The organism is Pseudomonas sp. Irchel 3A5 (genome assembly GCF_900187575.1).
In the GTDB taxonomy this organism is placed as follows: Bacteria; Pseudomonadota; Gammaproteobacteria; order Pseudomonadales; family Pseudomonadaceae; genus Aquipseudomonas; species Aquipseudomonas folii.
Genome location: NZ_FYDU01000014.1, coordinates 150,687 through 171,226, shown reverse-complemented (window position 1 = coordinate 171,226; position 20,540 = coordinate 150,687). Strand labels below are relative to the sequence as shown.

Below are 20,540 nucleotides of genomic sequence, written 5' to 3'. Positions count from 1 at the left end.
CCTGGTTTGCGCGCAGGTTGATGTGACGACGTGGGACTGGCTTTAGCCGGGAAAGCTGCATACCTGACGACATAGGTGCAGCGACTGTACCGGCCTCTTCCCGGCTAAAGCCGGTCCCACGACATCGCGCCAATATTGGGATCGCATCATCCTGTGGGAGCCGGGCTTGCCCGCGATACAGGCACCGAGATCTGGTAGACAGGTTACCGAAACCTTATCGCGGGCAAGCCCGGCTCCCACAGGGATAGTATTCATTCAGATAGTTATGTGTTGCCTGATTTACGCTGAAACCTGTAGGAGCTGCCGAAGGCTGCGAACCGATTTGTATCAGGCAAAACGCCTTCGCAGCCTTCGGCAGCTCCTACAGACCAATGTGTAGAAATCCGATGCAGCCCCTGATATCAGAAGCCACACCGGATTCCACTTACTGATCAGGCCGTAAAGTCGCTGGCGTGCAGCTCCTTGACGCCGACCAGCTGGATTTCGAACTCCGCTGTAGCGTCGGCGTTCAGGCTGCCGTAGAGGATGCCGTCGGCGAAGCGGATCTGGCCGGTGGCGTCTGCGGTGTCGAAGGCGTTGCTGCCGATGAACTTGAAGGCGTCCATCCCGGTGGTCAGAGGGTTGGCGTCCAGACCGGTGAAGTCCAGTTGATCACCTTCGGCGGTTTTAAAGCCGCTGATGACGTCCCGCAATGCACCGGTGCCCATGTCAGAAAGCGAGCCGAAGACGTAAGTATCAGCGCCTGTTCCGCCCGTCAGACTGTCCGTGCCTTCACCGCCTATCAATCGATCATTACCCCCGCCGCCCACCAGCGTGTCATTGCCCGCGCCACCATTCAGCACGTTGGCGCTGCTGTTGCCCGAGAGGGTGTCGGCATAGGCGCTGCCGGTCAGGTTTTCGATGCCCTTGAGGGTATCCAGCCCCGAGCCCACAGTGTTCTGTTGCGCTGAGGTCGACAGGGTTGCAGTGATGCCCGCCAGTGCGCGCTCGAACGAAACCGTATCGTTGCCGTCACGCCCTTCCAGCACGTTATCCCCAGCACCCGCAAACAGGATGTTGTCCAGGGCGTTACCGATGCCGTTGGCCGCTGCATTGCTGTCGATATACAGATTTTCAACGTTCGCCGTGAGCGTGTACGTCGCCAGGCTGCTGTGCACGCTGTCGGTACCGCCCGACACCTTGTCACTGTTGGTCTCGATCACGTTGTCGCCGATGTCGTCCACGTAATAGGTGTCGCTGCCGTTGCCGCCGCTCATGCTGTCCGCGCCGGCCGCACCGTTGATCACGTTATTGGCCGAGTTACCGGTAATGAAATTGCGGACCGCGTTGCCTGTCCCGTCGATTGCCGAGACGCCGGTCAACACCAGATTTTCCAGGTTGTCGCCCAGGGTCCAGCTGACCGAGGCCTGCACGGTGTCGATCTGCGCAGGCGAGGTGTTGGTTTCCACCACGCTGTCGAAGGCGTTGTCGACCACATAAATGTCGTTGCCGTCGCCACCGGTCATGGTGTCAGCGCCCAGGTCGCCATCCAGCGTGTCGTTGCCCGAGGTGCCAACCAGCGTGTCGGCCTGATCGGTGCCGAAGATCATCCCGCCTTCGTTATGAGCGTTGTCGAAGATGTCCTGCACGCTGTTGTTGTCGTTCGGGTTGCCCTTGAAACCAAGGTCATCGGCGATGTAGTCGGCCAGACGCTGGCCGACGATTTCTGCCGACTCTTCGTGCAAGTGCCAGACGTCATCGGGATACACCAGCGGATCGACTTCATGACGCAAGGGCAGGTCGGTGTAATCGACAGCCAGTTTGACGTCGGTGCGCTCCGCAGCGATGGCTTCCTGAGTGGCGCGAACATAGTCCACACCCTCAACAATCTGCGCGATCTTCTCTTCGGAATAACCCCGTGCGCGGGCAGCGTCCTGGTCGTAGTGACCGGTTTCCATCATGTACACATCGAAGCTGCCGACCTGCGCGTGCAGGTAGTCGAACACCGCCAGCGTTGCCGCCTTGTAGTCAGCCGCTGCTGCCTGTTTGTCAGTTGCCCGGCCAATCTCCTGCGCCGCTTCTTCGCCCTGACCCCAGATGATGCCCATCTTGACGTTATCGATGGCCTTGAGCTCGGTGAGCTGGTTCTGCAGCAGCGCAACGGCACGCAACAGTGCCGGGCCTGGCTCGTTGGTGTCGGACAACCACCAGCACAATTTCAGCTCTTCAGCGCCCAGTGTGGACATACCGTTAACGGTGCTGCCACCCACTGCGATGTCGATGCCATTGCCATCAGCATCGTTGAACTGGCTGCGCACGTCGTAAGTGGTGTACTTGCTCAGGTCGTTGACCAGCATTGACGTGCCGGATTGATCATCGTCCTCGGTCATGCGCAGCAGTCGCGCGTTGGACTGCCCGAGTGTCGGCAGGTACAGAATGTCCTGCGGGGCACGTGCGCCGAAAACGAAGTCGTCGGCGGTCAGCGTGTTGAGGTAATTACCGCTGAGGGCGATCTCGAAACGATTGCCATCGGCGTCAGGTACGCTGGATTTAACGTAAGTCTTGTCGCCCGCCTCATTGAGGGTCATGTACAGCGTGCCGTTGCTGCCGTCGCCCAACCCGAGGAAGCCCAAAGCCGAGACATCGATCTTGTCCACACCCTGGGTGAAGTCATAGATCGTGTCCGTGGCCGTGATGCCCCCTGCGTCGTAGTCGCGGTAGCTGTCGAGCACGTTGCTGTAGCGGAACGTGTCGGCACCTTCGCCGCCGTAAAGGGAATCACGTCCGGCGCCGCCGTCAATGATGTCCGCCCCGGCACCGGCGCGGATTGTATCGTTGCCGCCCAGACCCAGAATCAGGTCAGCGCCTGACGTACCGGTCAGGGTTTCAGCGTTGTCGGTGCCCGCAATGGTATTGCCTGGTGCATCCGCCACAACCAGTGCGAAGGTGTCGCTGACCGACGCGCCTGCAGGATCAGTGGCTTTGATCAGTACGTCGTAATTGCCCGCCGCTGTGCCCGTTGGCGTGCCGCTGAAGGTCAGGTTGACGGCGTCAAAACTCAGCCAGGAAGGCAGCGCTGTACCGTCTGCCAGGGTGGCGCTGTAGCTCAAGACATCCTTGTTGCCATCGGCGAAGCTGTTGCTGGTCACGGTGTACGAGAACGCGGTGTTTTCAGTGGCGTTCTGGTCCAGCAGCGGGATGACTACCACTGGCGCGACATTGCTCGGCGTGTTCTGGTCGGCGAACACGAAATGACTGGCCGTGAGGCTGTTGACCAGATTGCCCGCCATTGAAACCTCAAAACGGTTGCCGTTGGCGTCAGCCGCGTTGTCTTTGAGGTAAGTGCGGTTGTTCGATGCGTTGTAAATCACCTGCAACGTGCCATTGAGGCCATCGCCCAGGCCGGTATAACCCAGGGTCGAGACGTCGATCTTGTCGGCGGCCACATCGAAATCGAGGATCTGGTCACTGGCGCTGGTCGTGCTGGTGCGGTAGCTGTCCATCTTCGAGGTGAAGCGGAAAACGTCAGCCCCTTCACCACCCGTGAGTTTGTCCGCACCGGCACCACCGACAAGAATGTCGTTGCCCGCGCCGCCGTTGAGCGTGTCGTTACCTGCGCCGCCCAGCAATTGCTCGTTGGCCGAAGTGCCCGTCAGCGTGTCGTTGTTTGGTGTGCCATTGATGATGATCGGCGCACCCGGAACGTCCTGCACCGCCAGTGTGAAACTGTCGCTGACTGTGGCGTTGCTGCCGTCAGTCGCAGTGATCTTCACTGAGTAGTTGCCCGAAGCGGTGCTGTCCGGCGTGCCGCTCAGCGTGCGAGTGGCTGCGTCGAAGGTCAGCCAGCCGGGCAGGGCGCTGCCGTCGGCGAGGGAGGCGGTGTAGCTGAGGCTGTCGTTGTCCGGATCGGTAAAGCTGGTGGCGGGCACGACATAGCTGAAGGCGGTATTTTCCGTCGCGTTCTGATCCAGCAACGGCGTCGCGACTACCGGAGCCTGATTGGTGGTAGGCGCAGTGGCGAAGACGAAGTTAGCGTTGGTCAGTTTGTCGAGGTAGTTGCCATCCAGCGCGATCTCGAAGCGGTTGCCGTTGGCATCGGCTTCCAGCGACTTGATGTAGGTTTTGGTTCCGGCGTCGTTGAGCACCAGATACAGCGTGTTGTTCTTGCCATCGCCCAGACCGGTAAAGCCCAGTGCCGAGACGTCGATCTTGTCGGCGGTGCGATCAAAGTCGGTGATCAGGTCACCCAGGTTAGCGCCGCCTGCGTTGTAGTTGCGGTAGCTGTCCGTGCGTTCGGAGAACACAAAGGTGTCCGCGCCCGCACCGCCGCTGAGGGTGTCCATGCCCGCGCCACCATTGAGCGTGTCATCGCCCGCGCCGCCAGCCAGGCTGTCGTTACCGGCCAGGCCGAGGAGGGTGTCTGCCGCAGCGGTGCCCTGCAACGTGTCATTGCCGCTGGTGCCGGTCACTGTCCGGTTGAAGATGAAGTTATCGGCGGTCAGGGTGCTGGTGAGATTGCCGCTCAGAATCAACTCGAAGCGATTGCCGTTGACGTCCGCGTCGTAATCCTTGATGTAGGTGCGATCGGTGCTGGCGTTGTAGCTGACCTGCAAGGTGCCGCCCCGACCGGTGCCCAGACCGGTGAAGCCCAGGTCGGCCAGATCGATCTTGTCCTGGGTGACATCGAAATCGGTAATGGTGTCGACGAAGCTGTTAGTCGCAGTGCGATAGCTGTCGGACTGGCTGGCGAAGCGAAAGGTGTCCGCGCCCGCACCGCCGGTGAGCTTGTCGACGCCCGCGCCGCCGACCAGGATGTCGGCTCCGGCACCAGCATTGATCACGTCGTTACCGGCTGCACCGTAAAGGATTTCATTGGCGTTGCTGCCGATCAGCGTGTCGTTGCCCTCCGTGCCCTGAACAGTGACTACTGGAACGGTGGCGCTTACGTAACTACCGTCGCCGTACACCAGTGTCTCGCCTTTGGTGGTATGGCCAATGGTGTTGCCGATGATCGCGTTGCGGTCGGTGCCGTCTTCGTTGCGTTCTGCCACGCCGTAGGTCGACAGGTTGCTGCCGGTGATGGTGTTGCCCTGAATCGTGTTGTCGCTGCCGTTGAAATACTTGCCGGAGACGCCAAGGGTATCGTCGTAGGACTGGATGATGATTTCCGGTACACCGCCTTTCAGCGCGTTGTTGCTGAGGGTGTTATCGGTAACATCAACGTTGTTGCTGCCGTAGATCCGCACCCCGGCGCTGCCGTTGTCATGAATATTCACGCCGCTGAGGGTGACATCGCTGGACAACTTGATGAGCACGCCTTCAGCGCCATTGCCGTAAACCTCGCCGCCGGTGATGACGATATTGCTGGGCGAAGGAATGTTCTCGCTGCCGCGCTGCACGACGATCCCGCCGCCGCCATTGTTGTAGGCGACGTTATTGGTCAGGGTGAAGTCGTGAGTGCTGGTGACTACGTTAAAGCCGTGACGATCGTTGTCGTAGGCGACGTTGTTCTCGAACGTGCTGTTGCTGAGAAAGTCAGCCACGAAGCCGTCCAGGCCATTGCCGTGGGACACGCTGTTCTTGATGACCATGTTGACGGTCTGTTCGTGGGGGTCGAAACCGTAACCGGAGCAGTCCTTGATTTCGACGCCGTCCAGGGTGACGTTGGAGTCGTAACCTTCCTGGCCGGGAATGTAGCCATTGAACCAGCCGTCGATCTTGCCGGTGGTGTTATCCCGGTTGCCATCGAGGGTCAGGTTGCTGAGACCGAAGTCGTGGGTTTCTTCGCCATAGGCCGAGCGGACGATACCGGTGATTTTCGTGTCCGAGCCGTCAGCCACCTTGATGTTCGAAACACCCATCCCGTCGCCATACATGTACACATTGCTTTTGAGCATGAGGCAGCCGTCCGACGGTTCCTCACCCCCACTGACAATGAACGTCCCCGGCGGAATGTAAACCTGCCCACCGCCTGCCGCTGCTGCTGCGTCAATTGCCTTCTGGATGGCAGCGGTATCATCCGTGACGCCATCTCCTTTGGCGCCAAAATTTTGGACGTTGAAAATCATGGGGTTATCTCCGGTCACAGGCTAAGTTTGCTTGTCTGCCAATTTCCAATCGGCCAGCACTCTGATATGACACGGAGTCGCGTGAAAGTTGTGACCGTGTGTCGGGAAACCGTCACCCGTTCGGCGGTTGGCAAAAGTGATGTGCAGCGAATGCGTTTTTTAGACGTTTTGTTGACGCCATTACTTTGTAATTAATCCCCGTACATCCCTGTAGGAGCTGCCAAAGGCTGCGAATAGCGGTGTGTCAGGAAGTGCCTTCGCAGCCTTCGGCAGCTCCTACAAGGGAATGCGATGCTTCGTTAGAGCTGAGCTTGCTCGCGATGAACGATGACGCGGTATGCCTGATACACCGCGGCGCCTGAATCGCGGGCAAGCCCGGCTCCCACAGGGGGGGCCGGATCCCGGTAGGAGCCAACTTGTTGGCGAGACGCGAGTGCTGATTACGCAGATCTGATGTCTCGCAAACTAGCTCCCGCGATACGTCGAGAAGCCGTAAGGGCTGATCAGCAACGGAATGTGGTAATGCGGCAAGCTGCCGTCCACGTTGAAGATCACCGGCACTTCCGGGAAAAAACTTGCCGTCTGGTGCTTCTGGAACCACTCACCAGTCTTGAACGTTACGCGATAGGTGCCTTTTTCCAGCGTCTTGCCTTCCGGGTACAGCCCGGTAATCCGGCCTTGCTCGTTGGTTACACCCTTGTTCAGCGTGCTCCAGCCCTGGCCTTCCTGTTTTTCCAGCGTCACGCTGACATCGGAGGAGGGCAGGCCGTCCTGCAGGTTCAGCACGTGTACGCTCAGCGGATTACCCGCCGCCAGTGCAATGGACGAAAGGCTGCTCAATACAGCGCCCGCGATCAGTGTTTTCAGCATGTTCATACGAGATATTCCAGATTATTTGAGGTTGGGTAAAACGTGAGCGATGCCTTGCAGCGCGCAGCCTTCATCGACTTCCGCACCGCCAGCGCCGGCAACGCCAATGGCTCCGATGACCTGATCACCCACTTTCAACGGCACACCACCGCCTAACAGCAGCAGCTCATCCAGGGTGTTGAGGTTCTCGGCTTCGGGATTGTTACGAGCGCGTTCGGACAGCAACCGCGTCGGGGTTTTGGTCGACAGCGCAGTAAAGGCTTTGCGTTGCGCTGCGAGGGTGTTGTGCGGGCCGACGTTATCGTCGCGCTGCACTGCAACCAGATTGCCGCCGCGATCAACCACCGCGGCGACGGCGGTTTTGCCATCGGAATGACAGGCTGCCAGCGTCGCATTCAGCAGGTCATTGGTCAGCTTCAAGGTGACATCCGGACGCTGAGCGACGTTCTGCATGTCAGCCAGCGCAACGCCGGACCCCATGGCCAATGTCAGTAAAGAAAAGGTGACGCTTCGGATCAGCATGAAAATCTCCGGTTCAGGCTCGGCTGAGCAATTGCCAGCCATACTGCCCAAGCCTTCCGCACAAACTGATTGCCTGCGGATTACGTATTTGTAATGAGATAGAGCGGTGGATCGGCTTACGCTATGCATCAGTGGCGGAGGACTTAATGCGTATCCTGGTGGTTGAAGACGAAGCGAAAACAGCGGATTACCTGCGCAAAGGGCTGGGGGAGTCCGGCTATCTGGTGGAAGTGGCCTTGAACGGTCTGGATGGGCTGCATCTGGTCCAGGAAAGCGAGTTCGACCTGATCATCCTCGATGTCATGTTGCCCGGCCTCGATGGCTGGCAACTGCTGCAGATCATTCGCCGTAAATGGCAGACGCCAGTGCTGTTCCTCACCGCACGCGATGCCGTGGAAGATCGCGTCAAAGGCCTCGAACTGGGTGCCGACGATTACCTGGTAAAGCCCTTCTCCTACGCGGAGCTGCTGGCCCGGGTTCGCACTTTGCTGCGTCGCGGTCCGCCCCGTGAAGTCGAACAGTTTCAGATCGCCGATCTGCACCTCGACCTGCTCAAGCGCAAAGTCACCCGCAATGGCGAGCGCCTGAACCTGACCAACAAGGAGTTCGCGCTGCTGCATCTTCTGCTGAGTCGAGAAGGTGAAGTCCTGTCCCGTGCGCTGATTGCGTCCCATGTCTGGCAAATGAATTTCGACAGCGACACCAATGTGGTCGACGTCGCGATCCGGCGATTGCGTGCCAAGGTGGACGACCCTTACCGGGCGAAACTTATCCACACCGTTCGTGGCATCGGTTACCTGCTGGAGCTGCAACAATGACCCTGTGGCCGCGAACGCTGAGCCTGCGCCTGGCCTTTATGTTCTCTCTGGTCAGCGTGCTGCTTTTAGGGGCTGTCGGTTTTTACCTCTATCAATCCCTGCAACGCGAAATCACCTGGCGCGATGATCAAGCGCTCCTTGGGCGCGTGCAGCGCATGCAGGCCCTCATAACTGACAGCGACAGCATCGACACCCTGCGCAGACGCCCGCAGCTTTACGAAAACATGCTGGGCAATCGCGACAACGTGCTGTGGATTGTCGATGACGTGGGCCAATTGCTTATCGACGTCAACCCGCTGGCCCTGCCTGTGCCGGAGTTGCCGCCAGCGTCTTCGCCACAGTTGGGTGATAGCCCGGGTGACAAGTCGTTGCGACTGGCGTGGTTCGATGTGCCGAGCAGCGGGCGACACCTCACTCTGATCGCGGGCAAGCTGGTCAACGAGCGCGAACAAATGCTCGGCGCCTACCGCATGAAGATCTGGATAGCCTTGTTGGTCGGCGCGGTATCGGCGTTCCTGCTGGGCTGGATGGTCAGTCAGCGGGGGCTACGTCCGGTTCGACAACTGGCGACACGCGCGGCCAGCATCGACGTGCAACACCTGCACCTGCGGTTGCAGGCGTTCAAGGACGTCAACGAACTGAGCACCCTGAGTCACGCCCTCAACCAGATGCTCGCCCGTCTGGAAGACGGCTTCGCCCAGCTCACCCGATTCAGCGAAGACCTCGCCCATGAAATGCGCACGCCGCTGAGCAACCTCATGGGGCAAACCCAACAAACACTGGGTCGCAGCCGCTCGCCCGAGGTCTATCAGGAGCTGCTGGTTTCCAATCAGGAAGAATACGAACGTCTGGCGCGCATGATCGACAGCATGTTGTTCCTGGCGCGTACCGAACAGCCCAAAGCCTCGATCAACCGTCAACAGATCGACCTGTACGCGTTGGTCGCACAGTTGTGTGATTACTTCGAAGGCATGGGCGAAGACCGCGGTATTGAGCTGATCAATAGGAGCCGCCCCAGTGTCAGTGACACCGCGCTGTCGTGCAGCAAACATGGGCTTGTTGGAGCGAGGCTTGCCCGCGAAGCCGTCGACTCGGTAAGTCAAGCACACCGCGCTATCGTTCTTCGCGGGCAAGCCTCGCTCCAACAGAAAGACCAGGTTTATTCAGATAGTTATTCCGTGTTTGATAAGAGCCAGGGCACGCTAAACGCCGACCCGGAATTACTGCGCCGTGCGCTGGCCAACCTGATCGCCAACGCCCTGCGCTACGCCACATCGAACACCCCCGTGACCATCGGCAGCACGCTGAGCTCGGGCGGTTTAGAGGTATACGTCCACAACATCGGCGAGCCTATTGGCGCAGAACATCTGCCGCATCTTTTCGAGCGTTTTTATCGCTGCGATCCTTCCCGCAACCAACCGGGCGACTCAGGCGGACTGGGCCTCGCTATCGTGCGTTCAATCATGCAAGCCCATGGCGGACAGGTATCCGTGACGAGTGACAGCACCGGGACTGTTTTTACGCTGTTTTTACCCGCCTGAAGTCCGTATTCCTGCGAGGTGCTCAACCCGCTATATCCAGTTTTATGACTGAATAAACGTGATGAATCTCACCGTTTGCGGCGTGGTTAAAGGGGTTAGATGCCTGGAAGGGTCTATGCTGAGTTTGACCTTCCAGACAAGGTCATCCGTGCCGCGCACAGCCTACCAGGCAGAACACGTGAGACATTCAATACTCAACGCAACAATGCTCTGCCTCTGCTTATTATTCGGCACGCCCGCCAGGGCCGATCACTATCAGGTCGTGACCGAGGAGTGGGCGCCGTACAACTATGTGGAAAACAACCAGCTTACCGGCATGACCACTGAAATCGTCCGGGCAATCATGGCCCTCACCGGGGACAACTTCGACTTCGTGCTCCTACCCAGCATGCGCGCCAGCTACGCACTGAACTCCCGTCCCAAAACCATCATGTACTCCATGTTTCGCACCGCCGAGCGCGAGCCGCTATACAAATGGGTCGGGCCCATCGTCGAAGAATCCATCCACCCCTACCAAATGGCCGATGCTCCGCCGTTAAATACCCTGGAACAACTCCGCCAGGCGCCCATGGTCACTACCCGACATGCCGGTCTTGTGCCCGACACCCTGCAATCCCTCAACTTCACCAACCTCGACAAAACCGCCACCCAGAGCCCTCAGCTCTACCGCATGCTCCTCGCCGGACGCACCGACATCATTGTCGGCGACACCGATGCAGGCGTCGCTTACTACACCCGCCAACTGAAAATCCCGCCGGGTACGCTGAGGCAGATACCGGTGGAGGTGTATAGGTCTTCGTTGTACATCGCGTTTAGTCTGGATTGTGATGATGATTTAGTGGCGAGGTGGAGGAGGGCGCTGGAGCAACTGCGGAAGTCGGGGGAGTTGGGGCGGATTCAGGAGCGGTATGAGGGGTTGGGTGGGGGTGAAACTTAGCGTCTGGTTAAATAGAGAGCGTTGCGAAGATTGGCGCGGAATTCGATCTTTTTTTTGGCGGCAATTCCCATTGCCGATAACGGAATTGAATACGGTAGTCAGGCAGTTGCTGGCATTTTCGCCCTTCTGGTCAGAAAACCACAGGTGAACAGTAGCGGGAGTAAAAGGTGCTTTCAGACAGCTTGCGGAACGTGAAACAGCAAATCGAAAAAACCATCGCGGCAATTCGAGACAAATGCATCGTGTCTGATGAAGTCGCCGTAGCTGATTACTTGAAGCGGTACGAGACAAGCCTTGCGTTAATCGATACGGATTCAAAACAGAAACTGGTGGTGAGTTTGAAGGGGCTCTTGAACTGCACGCGAGGCTACCTGGAAACCACCAGTCATCATGATCAGCACTTTCTCGCTGAAATGTATGAGACGGAACAACTGATCAAGCGATTACTCAAGGATGAACGGCTCTGAAGCCTGACGTCTAATAAAAGTATCTTCAAAAGTACGGCTTATCAGGAGGGAATGACCGGTCGCCTTTGACCGATTGTTGCCTGATGCATTGGGCAGCAACCGACCTGTTGCAACCTTTCGAGTACTCGGTATCCGCTGATTAGGCTGACAAGTAAAAACCAATACTTTGTGCGAATATTGAAATGGATGCGGGTTTTCAAACGAAGGAATAGAAATGGCTGAAATCACCAAGGTGCCTGCCGAGTTGGCAGAGGAACTCAAAATGTTGACCCAACAGGGGCTCGGCTTACTGAACCTTACTGAGGATCATGCTCCGGTTGATGTGGTTGAAGCGATTACGGAGCGGGTGCGTGATTGCAAGGCGAGTGGCACCAAGCTGCCCGAGGGTGAAATATTTGCGCTTGGCGCGTTGCTAGGCAACCAGTATGTAAAAGGGCAGGGCTGGCACTGGGGCGATGTCGCTTGGGATTTTGATGAGACCACTGCGGCTATCGGGGTGCTGAACCACGACAACTCATTGTTCATCAACCCTATTGGCTGGGTGGCTGAAGTGATGGAGTCCGAGGGCGGCGTCGGCTTCCTGCTCAACTACAACATGGTCAGCGTGCACCAGGTTCCGGTATTTGAACCTGATAGTGCCACAGGCCTTTACTGACTGCGTAATCTGTAGAGGTGTGCTGAGCTCAAATTGAATGCTGGCTTACCAGGGCCTTGAGCGCTGGGCACTCTTCTTGCTGTCCGCGTAGCGATCCACCAGCGATTTATATCGGTCGTGCAGGCGATGGGTAAACATCATCCGTTCTTCCATCGACAGGCAGTAAATCGCCGATTTCTGCTTGTCACGCAAGGAAAGGCTATTCCCGACCCAAAGCGGACTCCTGCACGTTCTGATTGATAAGCCCACCGCACCATACTGATCAACACCCGGACTTGAACGAATGACAGACAATCCTTTTCGTATTCCAACAGATGCTGAAATTGCTGACGCGCAGAGCAGGCTCAATTTTCGCTTTCCTGATGAATATATCCATTTCCTGAAAGGTGGCAGTGATGTCGCAAACGCCGTATTTGAACCCGCGTTGATTTTGAGCGGATGCAGCCATCTGGATATCTTTGAAATTGCCGAAGCCGCCTGGGCTCAGGGATTGTCGCGGGACTGGTTGCCTTTCATTGAGGATAACAGCGACTACTTCTGCATCTCGCAGGCGGGTGCTGTTCGATACTGGTCACACAACGGAAGTACAGACGAAAGCTGGCCAACCTTTGCGGCGTGGTTCGAACAGGTCTGCGTAGCCCTTGAGTAGTCCGAAGTGTCCGCTTCACCTCCCCAAACCGTGCAATCGCTGCCGAACTCAAACGGTAAGGAACGCTAACGTCTCAGGATCGATCTCGGCGTAGCTCCCCAAGTCTTTCTTATAGAGCCTGATCCTGGAGACCCCTAACTCCGTCTGCAAGAAAGAGACAAGCTGTCCAAGATGATCGTTGCTATGCATCGTAGCCGGACTTATGACTATCGCCCGCCCAGGCTCATCATCGTAAGTTCTGATCAGGAACATATCCGCTTCGTGCTGCACGCTGTAATTATAGCCACAGTACTCATACTCCAGATCGAGGTCGACATCGTCAAAACGGGTAGATTTCACTATTTTCACAGCGGCAACCAACATTCGGATCTAAAGGAAAATCGCCTCGTGAAGCGCTTCTTTCAGCCGCTCGCTTTAGCGATTCGGCTCTGTGGGTTGGCCAGGCATTTAGCCTCACTCTCGGGGCCTCATTTTCCACCAGACAAATGAGGCTGTGATGACTGCGCCGATTATGGTTGCTGGCAAGACAACCATGATTCCAATGATGCCAAGACCGAAGTCGTCTGCCAGCTCTGTTCTTGATGTGGCTCCCGTGTTTGCCATTTCAAACATCACTGCCGCTTCACCAAATAACCAGTTGAATGATGGGAGTGCGATGAGAAAGGCCAGTATCGTAATTGCAGCGCGCTTGATCATTCCTGATACCTAATGTTGAGAGTGCACTGAATCCTTTGCAAATCAGGCAGCTTCTGGCCCGTTCTGCTGAAAAAATCCGCATCGTTTCCACAGTAGAAAAGCCCGCGCCCTGAGATTGAAAGCAGTGTTTTGCGCAGAAGGTCGAGGACTCGGATTTTGGCTTAAACGTTATCGCTCAAATGCTCCGCTCTGGCGCGCTTGTACTGTTCGTTCCACCAAGCCACAAGTTCAGCATGTTGTTCATGAGTGACCCACGCCATATTCGTTTTGTCTGTTGGATCTCCCCCGAAGATTAACGGCTTCACATACCACTTGATCTTCCCTGTGAACTGCTCGTCAGGCTCCAGCGAAATCTGCTGGGGCAGCTCAAACGGCGCAACACAGGACGCATCGAGCGGCAGGGTCGGCAGCGTGAAGATTACACCGCAAGAGTCCATGACTATAAAATCGTCCCAACTCCTCAGGCCCAGTAGCGTGTAACCCGGCAGATAATGGTCAAACCGGTAGGCTTTCATCGCAGCAAAGCTTTCATCCTGCGTGAGGACGATGAGGTAATCGTCGTTTTGCCAACCTTCGTTCATAAAAATACTCACTTACTTCCGGGATTCGTTTCGCTGTCAACGGCTCATGGCTGCGAACCGCCTGTTAGTACATATCATATTGCCCATCACCACGAGGAGTCTCACTGGACCGTAATAACGAGAACCGCCAAATTTCCCACGATACCGAGAACCACCCACGGAGTGAAATCCCCCCAAATCAAGCGACATCCGAAATGCCCGCTTCTAACCAAATCGTTCATCATGTCCCGGTATCATGATGCCGATGCCCGGACTATTAATAGGTAGGTTGATGCATGGCCAGAAGCGTTAGGCTTCAAAAGAAACTTCATTCACAGCATCTCATTGAGATAGCTGGAGAGGCGGCGCTTGATGATTGCCTTGTTGAAAAGCTATGGGCGCTCAACAGAGGTGACAGGTTTGAGTTGAACTCACGCTCCTGCAGTTTTGGAGCTGTCCAGAAATACCGCTTGGAATACGTGATAACGAGAGGCCCGGTACCCGGGCACTGGCTCTACAAAGAATTTAACCCAGAGGAACTGACATTATTTTTTACGGCGAAAGACTTTGTCGGCATTTGCCATGGCTGGACGTTGTTTGACGAGTGACCGCTCGGCGTTAGCTTTCTGGGGGGCAGTTTCTGGCTGGTGTCTGCCTGTCGTGAAAGGCGGGCATTTACAATAAAATAACGCCCGTCCGGGTTGTAGGATTCATGAAACTAGCTCCAGGTGTACGACCCTGTTTTTCATCTGAGACCCGTCGATATAGAAAGCAGCCGTTTTCAAGCTGTGAACAAGTTTAGCCGCGCCCAACCCACTCGGTTTATAAATGCCTGCTGACACGAAGGATCCTGTGCATGCTCAAATCCCTGCTCGACAAAATCTTCAGTCGTCCTCTGACTCAGGAAGAATTTGCCAAAAAATTTATCGATTCAGCCCGCAAGGCTGGCTACAGCGAGGCCATGGACTTTCAGGCTAGCGAGTTCCGCATCCGTCATAACAATGGCTCTTACTTCAATCTTCATAACGCCTTTCACGACTATCAAAATGGAGACAAGACCCAGAAGGTCGCAATTCTGAGTGGGTACGTATCGACGCTGTTGGTGTCTGGCCAGAGAACCGGGACGGTCTTTGAAAACGTGAAATCGCAATTACGTCCGGTGATTCGAAATCTTGCCATGCTTGAGGAAATTCGACTGGAGCACGCCAGAAATCATAGCGACAAGCGGCACGATGTCGTTTATCAGCCCTTGGGCCGCGACTGTGTGATTATGCTTGCCGTCGACTCTCCCGAGTCCACCGCCACCCTTACCAGCGGCCCTGAAGCGCAGTGGGGTGTCACAATGGATGAGGCAGTGGCGATCTCCATTGAGAACTTGCGCGATGCTACGCCCGAGGCCTTTGGTGAAATTATCCCTGGGCTTTACTCCGCGGAGTGGGCGGACGGATACGACAGCAGCAGAGTCTTGTTGCCAGATGTTCTACAGCGCGCACCCGTTAAAGGTCGACCGGTGTTCATGATCCCCAGTCGTGACGTCTTGATGGTCACGGGCGACAAGGACGAGCAAGGCATCCGTCAGATGGTCGAGCTTGGCTTCAAAGCGCTTGAGAGGGGCAGGGCAGTCTCCACCGACATTTATACCTATGACGGGCGCGATATCGTCCCATTTCACCCTGATGATGAAGCGGTCAATAGCCGTCTGGCCACTTTGGAACATCTGCTGCTCCAGGGTAGCTACAGTAATCAGAAAGAGTTGCTCGATAAGGTCAATCTGGAAACGAGCGTCGATGTGTTTGTTGCCTCGTACCTTCTCTACGAGCTGTCTGACCAGAACGGCAAAACCGTATCGATGAGCACTTGGACAAAAGGTGTGCCGACCCTATTGCCCAAGAGTGATTGCATCGTGTTGGTTGAACCCTTTGAGGGTGGGGAACCGACAGTCAAAACCGTTCTATGGAGCGAACTTGAATCCGAGCTTGGCGATCTGCTGACTACAGAAGCTGGCTATCCACCTCGCTATCGGACACTAGGATTTCCTTCAGCAGAGCAGCTTGATCGCCTGACTGCCTTGTGATCGCCGCTCAATTAATCTGGCGCACTGCGATGGAGGCATGAATGCCCGACACTTACAGCGCGCATGATCACGCGAACCGCAATCAGGCTGAAATTCTCATCAGCAACGATTGCGCTTGCTTTGGTTGCTATGCGGTATTTCCTTCGGCTGATGTGACACGCTTTACTGAGACCACGGCATGGTGTCCAAAATGCGAGGCTTTCAGTACGGTCGTTGGCGATGCTTCCGGGCTGCCTTTGGATCGGGAGTTTCTGGAGGCAGTTCACGATCATTGGATCGGGCCTCAAGATTGGTTAGATGAGATGGCGGCGCAGACTCATGCGATCGCAACTGCTGTTTACAGGCAGACAAGCACAACGATGGATGAGAAACGAGTTCGTCCTTGGTGGAAGTTTTGGCGATGACACTCCCAATTATCCAGCGAATGCAATCGATCAGATTCTTGGTGTCACTGACGGCACCGCATTGTTGAGCAGGTTTGACGTCGTCCGGATAGCGCTCAACCTAGATGACCGCTTCTGAGATCATCCAGGCGCCAGGCGCCAGGCATTAAGGTAGCGGGGCATTTGCAGAGTGGCGCCTTGTGGATATTCTTCGGGCCATTCGGCCCAACACCGCGGTGTGTCTCGCTCCTGTAACCGATCCGGACGCACTTCAGTCCGGTTTTGAGGACCGGTCGCACTCGAAAACGTTTTTACACAGCCTCGGCCGGTAACAGCCAGACATAGGATTCAGTCCCATGATTTTTACCGGCTAACAAGTCTATGTGCTCTATGACGGCGGGACTGAGACAGCGTTTTGTCCTCGGTGCACTGAGCCAAGATCGCGGTCAGCGCAATGTCTAAAGGAAAGCCATCCTCCAGCCATTTAAGCGCCAGTCCTGACCAATATTCGGAATGCGACGTCAAGGCTGTGATCACCAGCGGCTGCAACGCAATGTCGGCAGGTCGCTTATATTTTTTGCTAAGAGCGCTTACCGCATCTGGCAAATCGAGTGCAGCCGTTTCGAAAGGTTTCTCAAGAAGCGGCAATAGCCAGACATAGCTGAACTCTTCGTTCATCTTCCCCCCGATTGCTGATGGTTGCCTATCACCAAGAGCATAAATCAACCCAGCGGATAACAGTCGCCACTAATGGCCGTAGTATCCGGGGCGCCGAAAACAGATTTTCTAGAAGGCTAAAGGTTTATTTTCCTTCGGGTTGCGAGTTCAGGCGTCCGAGGCTGTAGTAATTCATGAATTCGCGCATAGTCGGTGAAAGCGTCTCTTGTGAAGCAATCTGCCAGAATTTTCTTTCCCCAAGAACCGGCTGTAACCGCTTGATGAGTTCCTGCGCCGTATTGTGATGGCCAACACGCAGCCAGTGCCTGAACATGTATTCGTTTTCTTGCCTCGGTAGCTGTGCTGCTTGGAGCAGTCTGAGTGAATACCGGAAGTTCAGTGGCCAAAGTTGCTTTAAAAAATCGAGTCTCTCAGCGATTGGCAGGCCCACTAGCCATTGCCTTACATCCTTATCCAGCTGAGCATTACCAGATCGCGACGCCACCTGCTGCGGGGTGAAACGACTGTCGTCCATGGAGTGCAAGGCCTAAGAGTATAAGGGAAGGTCACATTCTGTCGTACGCGTAGGAATAACGGACAGCTTATTTTCCGTCCTTTGTCTGCTATTGGCCGATTGCTGCCTCACGGATGGCTACTTCCAACCGAGAGCGGTCATCCGCTCCTGACTGTTGAGTTCATGTTCCCACTTCATTTATCAGTTTGCGCCAGCCATCCCTTGCCTCCTGCTCCGAAGTAAAGACTTGTACCTTTGGATGCCAGAACGGCTCCTCAGTTACGATGCATTCCAAAGTTGAGTCCTGAAACGTAAAGACATAATGGATGGCATGTTCTACAAACAGTTGCTTATCGTGTCGCGGATGAATGGCGTTTCTCTGCTCAAGCTCTGCCAGCCAGGGCGAATTATCTATTCGATGAATCTGGTAATGCTTGAGGCCAAGTCCAATAAGTGGATGGCCGCCCAAAGCCTCGTCGTTTGGCCAGCCGAACTGGATTTTTTTTACCAAGGGGAAATGAATCACAACTATGTCCTCCCCATCGGTGCAGTACCGTAAACACAGCTGTGTGTCCGTGGCGAACACCACGGGTTCGGGCGATGTACCCGGCTGTGGCCAGGAGTCGAGCAGCACTACGGTCGGGAGTGTCATGGGGAGCCTGGTGAGCGAAAGGGGTAAAGCAGAGTGCGAGAGGGACGTGTTGTCGTCAAACGTTTCTGATCGCGACAGGGCGCTTTTGGCCGATTCTGTTGAAAAAGTCGGTCCGCCCAAAACGGCCTGACCATTGACTGGTGAAACGCCTTTTTTGCACGCTGCTACGTGAAATCTGAGTCCGGAAGCTTCTGCCGAAAGTGAAAATTTCAATCTCGGACGCATACTTTTTTGCTGAGGAAACCATGGCCGACTTTTTCAACAGAATCGACCCAATGCAGCCAGTGAAGAGTGTTTTTGCATGCACAGGAAAAACTCTGAGTGCGGCTAATAGCGCGGGAGTTTGAACGATTGTAGAGCTGGAGTAAGCGATTTCGCTGCACGCTTGCTAATAACAGGACTTGCAACAATCCGCTGCACGGCACGGAGCAAAGTGATCCCCACGCGGCTGCGAGGGTGGGTCAGGCGGGGGACGATCTTTGGGATGCTCTGCGACTTTTCGACAACGGGTCGCAGGATGCTTTCGTAAGCTGCAAACGCAGCAGAATGACTATCGTTTTTCGAGAGTTCGCCAGCCAGCACGTATGCACCTACAAGGGCCAGCGAAGCACCAACCCCTCCCAGTGGGGTGACACACCAGGCAGCGTCGCCGGTGAGAACCACATGACCAGCCGACCATCGCTTCATCTTTACCTGGCGCAGATCGTCGAACCAGAAGTCGTCGGCTGCCTCCATGCCCGAAAGCAAGCGTGGCACTTCCCATCCCGCATCTTGGAAATGCGTCTTCAGAAAAGCCTTCTGCTGGGCGATAGTCCTGACGGTTGCCAGGTGTCGTTGCCCCTGAATGTTGAAGAAGGCGCGGGTGGTACCACAATTGTCGGGGCGAACGCCTGCGCTTCGACCGCCGAGAGCGTTATACCAACGTGCGGTCTCGCTATCAGTCAAGGCGCGTGGCACGGTGAAGAATGCAGTCGCCAGATCCATCCAGCGTGGTGTGTTCTCCCCGGGGAACACCATATCGCGGGTGTTTGAGCCAACGCCTTCGGCTACGATAACCAGATCAAAGCGTTCCTCGGTGCCGCCCTCGAACCTGACAATCGCTCCCTTCTCATCCTGCACAACAGCAGTGATGCGCTCCCCAAAGCGATACTCGGTGTGAGGCAATGATGCTTCGTAAAGAATACGGGCCAGATCGCCGCGCAATATCTCCAGCTCGGCGGTAGGGCCGTCTCCTTCCATATCCGCCAGGTCAATACGAGCCATGGTCTTGTTTTGGTCGTCGACCCACGCTATTCCACGCTCGCCAGTATTGTGATCTCTAACCGCTTGCTCAAGCCCCATAAGGCGCAGCACCTCCCGGGCCGGACCCCGGACATCTACATTTTGCCCACCGTCCCGAAAGGCTGGCGCCTGCTCGACGACCGTGACATCGCAGTTCTGCCGGGCCAGCCACCAAGCGGTGGCGCAGCCTGCGATACTGGCTCCTGTGATGAGTATGCGGCGTGACATCTGGCTTTCTCCGTAACGGTTTGTAGGGTCGTATCTGGTTTTAGCTCAACGACGAGCCATTAGTCGCGACTGGCTGAGGTAATACTGAACGAATGAGCGCTTATAAGGACGTGCAAGGGCAATCGTGTTCCCGATACATCCTGACCACAAATACGTACATCGCTCGATCCCATTCTTCGAAAGCTAAATGACGTTGACGGCCGATGGACGTGCGCGAGTCGGGAATACGCTTAGCTGTCAATCGGGCCGAAACTCCACTGTTGCGCCCAAGGCCTCCAGATGGTCGCGCAATTGGCGCAGTTGAAGTCTTTTGCCTCTTCCTGCCTTGAATTCAGGCGCGTCGGCAAGTGCCAGTGCTTCCTTCAATGACAATTTGCCCGCTTTGCTGATCAACTGAATGACCTTGAGCTTATGAGGACCAAAGGCAGTAACGATCAAGTCGCCGCTTTCAAAATCAGCCGGATCATAGGCACTGATTTCGGGTGTGGATTGCTCCAGCAGCTCTGCTTCCTGACGCGCATCGATGACTTCACGCCAGTACCGATTCCCAGAGCCGATCTCGGCCATGATCAAGCGATTGAATTCGACGGTGTCATCCTTCACTTCTGCCAATGCTTCCAGCAAACGGCGAAAAGCCACGAGGCTCGACGCTATCTGTATCGCGTCCCACCGGCCTGCGCCGTGGACTGCGGTATAGACGGGATAGCCCCTTGAAGCTTCGGTCGCTGCAATAAAAACCGGATCATCCAGCCCGGTCAGCGCGAGGACATACCAGTCGGGATTCCATTCGCCTTCAGTGTCGGATACCAGGCTTTCGCCGGTATTCCCGTGGGTCCGGAAGCCAGCCTGAAAATCATCAAGACGATCCAATTGGGCATAGTGCGTGGGTAAAGGAAGATCACCCACAACGACGCCATTAATAAGAAACTCTCGGATGCCTTCGTGGGCCAAATTCATATGTCGCCAGGTCTTCATAGTCTTGGATTGTG

The 20,540-nt window shown here is 56.0% G+C and carries 20 protein-coding genes; 10 read left to right on the top strand and 10 right to left on the bottom strand.

Annotation, left to right across the window (positions count from 1 at the left end):
- Positions 1–431: 431 nt before the first annotated feature.
- The 3 genes from CKW31_RS22295 to CKW31_RS22285 form a co-directional block, all read right to left on the bottom strand.
- Positions 432–6,047 (bottom strand): putative Ig domain-containing protein, encoded by a 5,616-nt coding sequence (locus CKW31_RS22295; RefSeq protein ID WP_095100194.1) that lies wholly within the window; start codon positions 6,045–6,047, stop codon positions 432–434.
- A 465-nt stretch (positions 6,048–6,512) separates the two neighbouring features.
- Positions 6,513–6,923: a hydroxyisourate hydrolase gene (gene uraH, locus CKW31_RS22290; RefSeq protein WP_095100190.1), complete on the bottom strand. Its 411-nt coding sequence runs from the start codon at positions 6,921–6,923 to the stop codon at positions 6,513–6,515.
- Between the two features lie 15 nt (positions 6,924–6,938).
- The gene (locus CKW31_RS22285) at positions 6,939–7,436 is read right to left on the bottom strand and encodes a heme-binding protein (protein ID WP_371856802.1); all 498 of its coding nucleotides are present in this window, start codon (positions 7,434–7,436) and stop codon (positions 6,939–6,941) included.
- A gap of 149 nt (positions 7,437–7,585) precedes the next feature.
- On the opposite strand from CKW31_RS22285, the gene CKW31_RS22280 reads away from it, so the two are divergent.
- From CKW31_RS22280 to CKW31_RS22260, 5 genes are all read left to right on the top strand, one after another.
- The gene (locus CKW31_RS22280; protein WP_095100187.1) at positions 7,586–8,257 is read left to right on the top strand and encodes a heavy metal response regulator transcription factor; all 672 of its coding nucleotides are present in this window, start codon (positions 7,586–7,588) and stop codon (positions 8,255–8,257) included.
- The gene (locus CKW31_RS22275; protein WP_256582694.1) at positions 8,254–9,798 is read left to right on the top strand and encodes an ATP-binding protein; all 1,545 of its coding nucleotides are present in this window, start codon (positions 8,254–8,256) and stop codon (positions 9,796–9,798) included. The genes CKW31_RS22280 and CKW31_RS22275 overlap by 4 nt, the downstream gene beginning before the upstream one ends.
- A 205-nt stretch (positions 9,799–10,003) precedes the next feature.
- Positions 10,004–10,735: an ABC transporter substrate-binding protein gene (locus tag CKW31_RS22270; RefSeq protein WP_246475417.1), complete on the top strand. Its 732-nt coding sequence runs from the start codon at positions 10,004–10,006 to the stop codon at positions 10,733–10,735.
- Between the two features lie 167 nt (positions 10,736–10,902).
- Positions 10,903–11,202: a hypothetical protein gene (locus tag CKW31_RS22265; protein WP_095100184.1), complete on the top strand. Its 300-nt coding sequence runs from the start codon at positions 10,903–10,905 to the stop codon at positions 11,200–11,202.
- A 214-nt stretch (positions 11,203–11,416) separates the two neighbouring features.
- Positions 11,417–11,857 carry a hypothetical protein gene (locus tag CKW31_RS22260; RefSeq protein WP_176469952.1) on the top strand — a complete coding sequence of 147 codons (441 nt, stop codon included), beginning with the start codon at positions 11,417–11,419 and terminating at the stop codon, positions 11,855–11,857.
- A gap of 45 nt (positions 11,858–11,902) precedes the next feature.
- Here CKW31_RS22260 and CKW31_RS29910 read toward each other — a convergent pair whose 3' ends face one another.
- Positions 11,903–12,049, bottom strand: a complete 147-nt coding sequence (locus tag CKW31_RS29910) for a hypothetical protein (RefSeq protein WP_176469951.1) — start codon at positions 12,047–12,049, stop codon at positions 11,903–11,905.
- Positions 12,050–12,140: 91 nt separating this feature from the next.
- Here CKW31_RS29910 and CKW31_RS22255 point away from each other — a divergent pair, with 91 nt between their 5' ends.
- A complete protein-coding gene (locus CKW31_RS22255; RefSeq protein ID WP_095100181.1) occupies positions 12,141–12,506 on the top strand; it encodes an SMI1/KNR4 family protein in 366 nt (121 codons plus the stop codon).
- A gap of 496 nt (positions 12,507–13,002) precedes the next feature.
- On the top strand, positions 13,003–13,215 hold the full coding sequence (locus CKW31_RS29905) for a hypothetical protein (protein ID WP_176469950.1): 213 nt from the start codon (positions 13,003–13,005) through the stop codon (positions 13,213–13,215).
- A gap of 148 nt (positions 13,216–13,363) precedes the next feature.
- On the opposite strand, the gene CKW31_RS22240 is transcribed toward CKW31_RS29905, so the two are convergent.
- A complete protein-coding gene (locus tag CKW31_RS22240) occupies positions 13,364–13,783 on the bottom strand; it encodes a hypothetical protein (RefSeq protein WP_095100172.1) in 420 nt (139 codons plus the stop codon).
- Positions 13,784–14,058: 275 nt separating this feature from the next.
- Here CKW31_RS22240 and CKW31_RS22235 point away from each other — a divergent pair, with 275 nt between their 5' ends.
- The 3 genes from CKW31_RS22235 to CKW31_RS22225 all read left to right on the top strand — a co-directional run bounded on the left by CKW31_RS22235 (position 14,059) and on the right by CKW31_RS22225 (position 16,240).
- Positions 14,059–14,370 (top strand): hypothetical protein, encoded by a 312-nt coding sequence (locus tag CKW31_RS22235; RefSeq protein WP_095100169.1) that lies wholly within the window; start codon positions 14,059–14,061, stop codon positions 14,368–14,370.
- Between the two features lie 248 nt (positions 14,371–14,618).
- A complete protein-coding gene (locus CKW31_RS22230) occupies positions 14,619–15,836 on the top strand; it encodes a DUF1444 family protein (protein WP_095100166.1) in 1,218 nt (405 codons plus the stop codon).
- A gap of 41 nt (positions 15,837–15,877) precedes the next feature.
- Entirely contained in the window at positions 15,878–16,240 is a 363-nt protein-coding gene (locus CKW31_RS22225; RefSeq protein WP_095100163.1) for a hypothetical protein, read from the top strand.
- Between the two features lie 342 nt (positions 16,241–16,582).
- On the opposite strand, the gene CKW31_RS22220 is transcribed toward CKW31_RS22225, so the two are convergent.
- From CKW31_RS22220 to CKW31_RS22195, 5 genes are all read right to left on the bottom strand, one after another.
- On the bottom strand, positions 16,583–16,897 hold the full coding sequence (locus tag CKW31_RS22220) for a hypothetical protein (protein WP_095100160.1): 315 nt from the start codon (positions 16,895–16,897) through the stop codon (positions 16,583–16,585).
- 124 nt (positions 16,898–17,021) lie between these two features.
- The gene (locus CKW31_RS22215) at positions 17,022–17,411 is read right to left on the bottom strand and encodes a hypothetical protein (protein ID WP_095100158.1); all 390 of its coding nucleotides are present in this window, start codon (positions 17,409–17,411) and stop codon (positions 17,022–17,024) included.
- 160 nt (positions 17,412–17,571) lie between these two features.
- The gene (locus tag CKW31_RS22210) at positions 17,572–18,267 is read right to left on the bottom strand and encodes a hypothetical protein (protein ID WP_256582693.1); all 696 of its coding nucleotides are present in this window, start codon (positions 18,265–18,267) and stop codon (positions 17,572–17,574) included.
- A 102-nt stretch (positions 18,268–18,369) separates the two neighbouring features.
- Complete coding sequence (locus CKW31_RS22200; RefSeq protein ID WP_095100152.1) at positions 18,370–19,551, bottom strand: FAD-dependent monooxygenase; 1,182 nt, start codon at positions 19,549–19,551, stop codon at positions 18,370–18,372.
- Between the two features lie 237 nt (positions 19,552–19,788).
- Positions 19,789–20,508: a hypothetical protein gene (locus tag CKW31_RS22195; protein WP_095100149.1), complete on the bottom strand. Its 720-nt coding sequence runs from the start codon at positions 20,506–20,508 to the stop codon at positions 19,789–19,791.
- Between the last annotated feature and the right edge of the window lie 32 nt (positions 20,509–20,540).

What these genes read in the sequence shown, in the direction of transcription:
- CKW31_RS22295 (WP_095100194.1), bottom strand. Translation starts at nt 6,047, where the DNA reads ATGATTTTCAACGTCCAAAATTTTGGCGCCAAAGGAGATGGCGTCACG.
- uraH (WP_095100190.1), bottom strand. Translation starts at nt 6,923, where the DNA reads ATGAACATGCTGAAAACACTGATCGCGGGCGCTGTATTGAGCAGCCTT.
- CKW31_RS22280 (WP_095100187.1), top strand. Translation starts at nt 7,586, where the DNA reads ATGCGTATCCTGGTGGTTGAAGACGAAGCGAAAACAGCGGATTACCTG.
- CKW31_RS22275 (WP_256582694.1), top strand. Translation starts at nt 8,254, where the DNA reads ATGACCCTGTGGCCGCGAACGCTGAGCCTGCGCCTGGCCTTTATGTTC.
- CKW31_RS22270 (WP_246475417.1), top strand. Translation starts at nt 10,004, where the DNA reads ATGCTCTGCCTCTGCTTATTATTCGGCACGCCCGCCAGGGCCGATCAC.
- CKW31_RS22260 (WP_176469952.1), top strand. Translation starts at nt 11,417, where the DNA reads ATGGCTGAAATCACCAAGGTGCCTGCCGAGTTGGCAGAGGAACTCAAA.
- CKW31_RS22255 (WP_095100181.1), top strand. Translation starts at nt 12,141, where the DNA reads ATGACAGACAATCCTTTTCGTATTCCAACAGATGCTGAAATTGCTGAC.
- CKW31_RS29905 (WP_176469950.1), top strand. Translation starts at nt 13,003, where the DNA reads ATGACTGCGCCGATTATGGTTGCTGGCAAGACAACCATGATTCCAATG.
- CKW31_RS22240 (WP_095100172.1), bottom strand. Translation starts at nt 13,783, where the DNA reads ATGAACGAAGGTTGGCAAAACGACGATTACCTCATCGTCCTCACGCAG.
- CKW31_RS22235 (WP_095100169.1), top strand. Translation starts at nt 14,059, where the DNA reads ATGGCCAGAAGCGTTAGGCTTCAAAAGAAACTTCATTCACAGCATCTC.
- CKW31_RS22230 (WP_095100166.1), top strand. Translation starts at nt 14,619, where the DNA reads ATGCTCAAATCCCTGCTCGACAAAATCTTCAGTCGTCCTCTGACTCAG.
- CKW31_RS22225 (WP_095100163.1), top strand. Translation starts at nt 15,878, where the DNA reads ATGCCCGACACTTACAGCGCGCATGATCACGCGAACCGCAATCAGGCT.
- CKW31_RS22220 (WP_095100160.1), bottom strand. Translation starts at nt 16,897, where the DNA reads ATGAACGAAGAGTTCAGCTATGTCTGGCTATTGCCGCTTCTTGAGAAA.
- CKW31_RS22215 (WP_095100158.1), bottom strand. Translation starts at nt 17,411, where the DNA reads ATGGACGACAGTCGTTTCACCCCGCAGCAGGTGGCGTCGCGATCTGGT.
- CKW31_RS22210 (WP_256582693.1), bottom strand. Translation starts at nt 18,267, where the DNA reads ATGCGTCCGAGATTGAAATTTTCACTTTCGGCAGAAGCTTCCGGACTC.
- CKW31_RS22200 (WP_095100152.1), bottom strand. Translation starts at nt 19,551, where the DNA reads ATGTCACGCCGCATACTCATCACAGGAGCCAGTATCGCAGGCTGCGCC.
- CKW31_RS22195 (WP_095100149.1), bottom strand. Translation starts at nt 20,508, where the DNA reads ATGAATTTGGCCCACGAAGGCATCCGAGAGTTTCTTATTAATGGCGTC.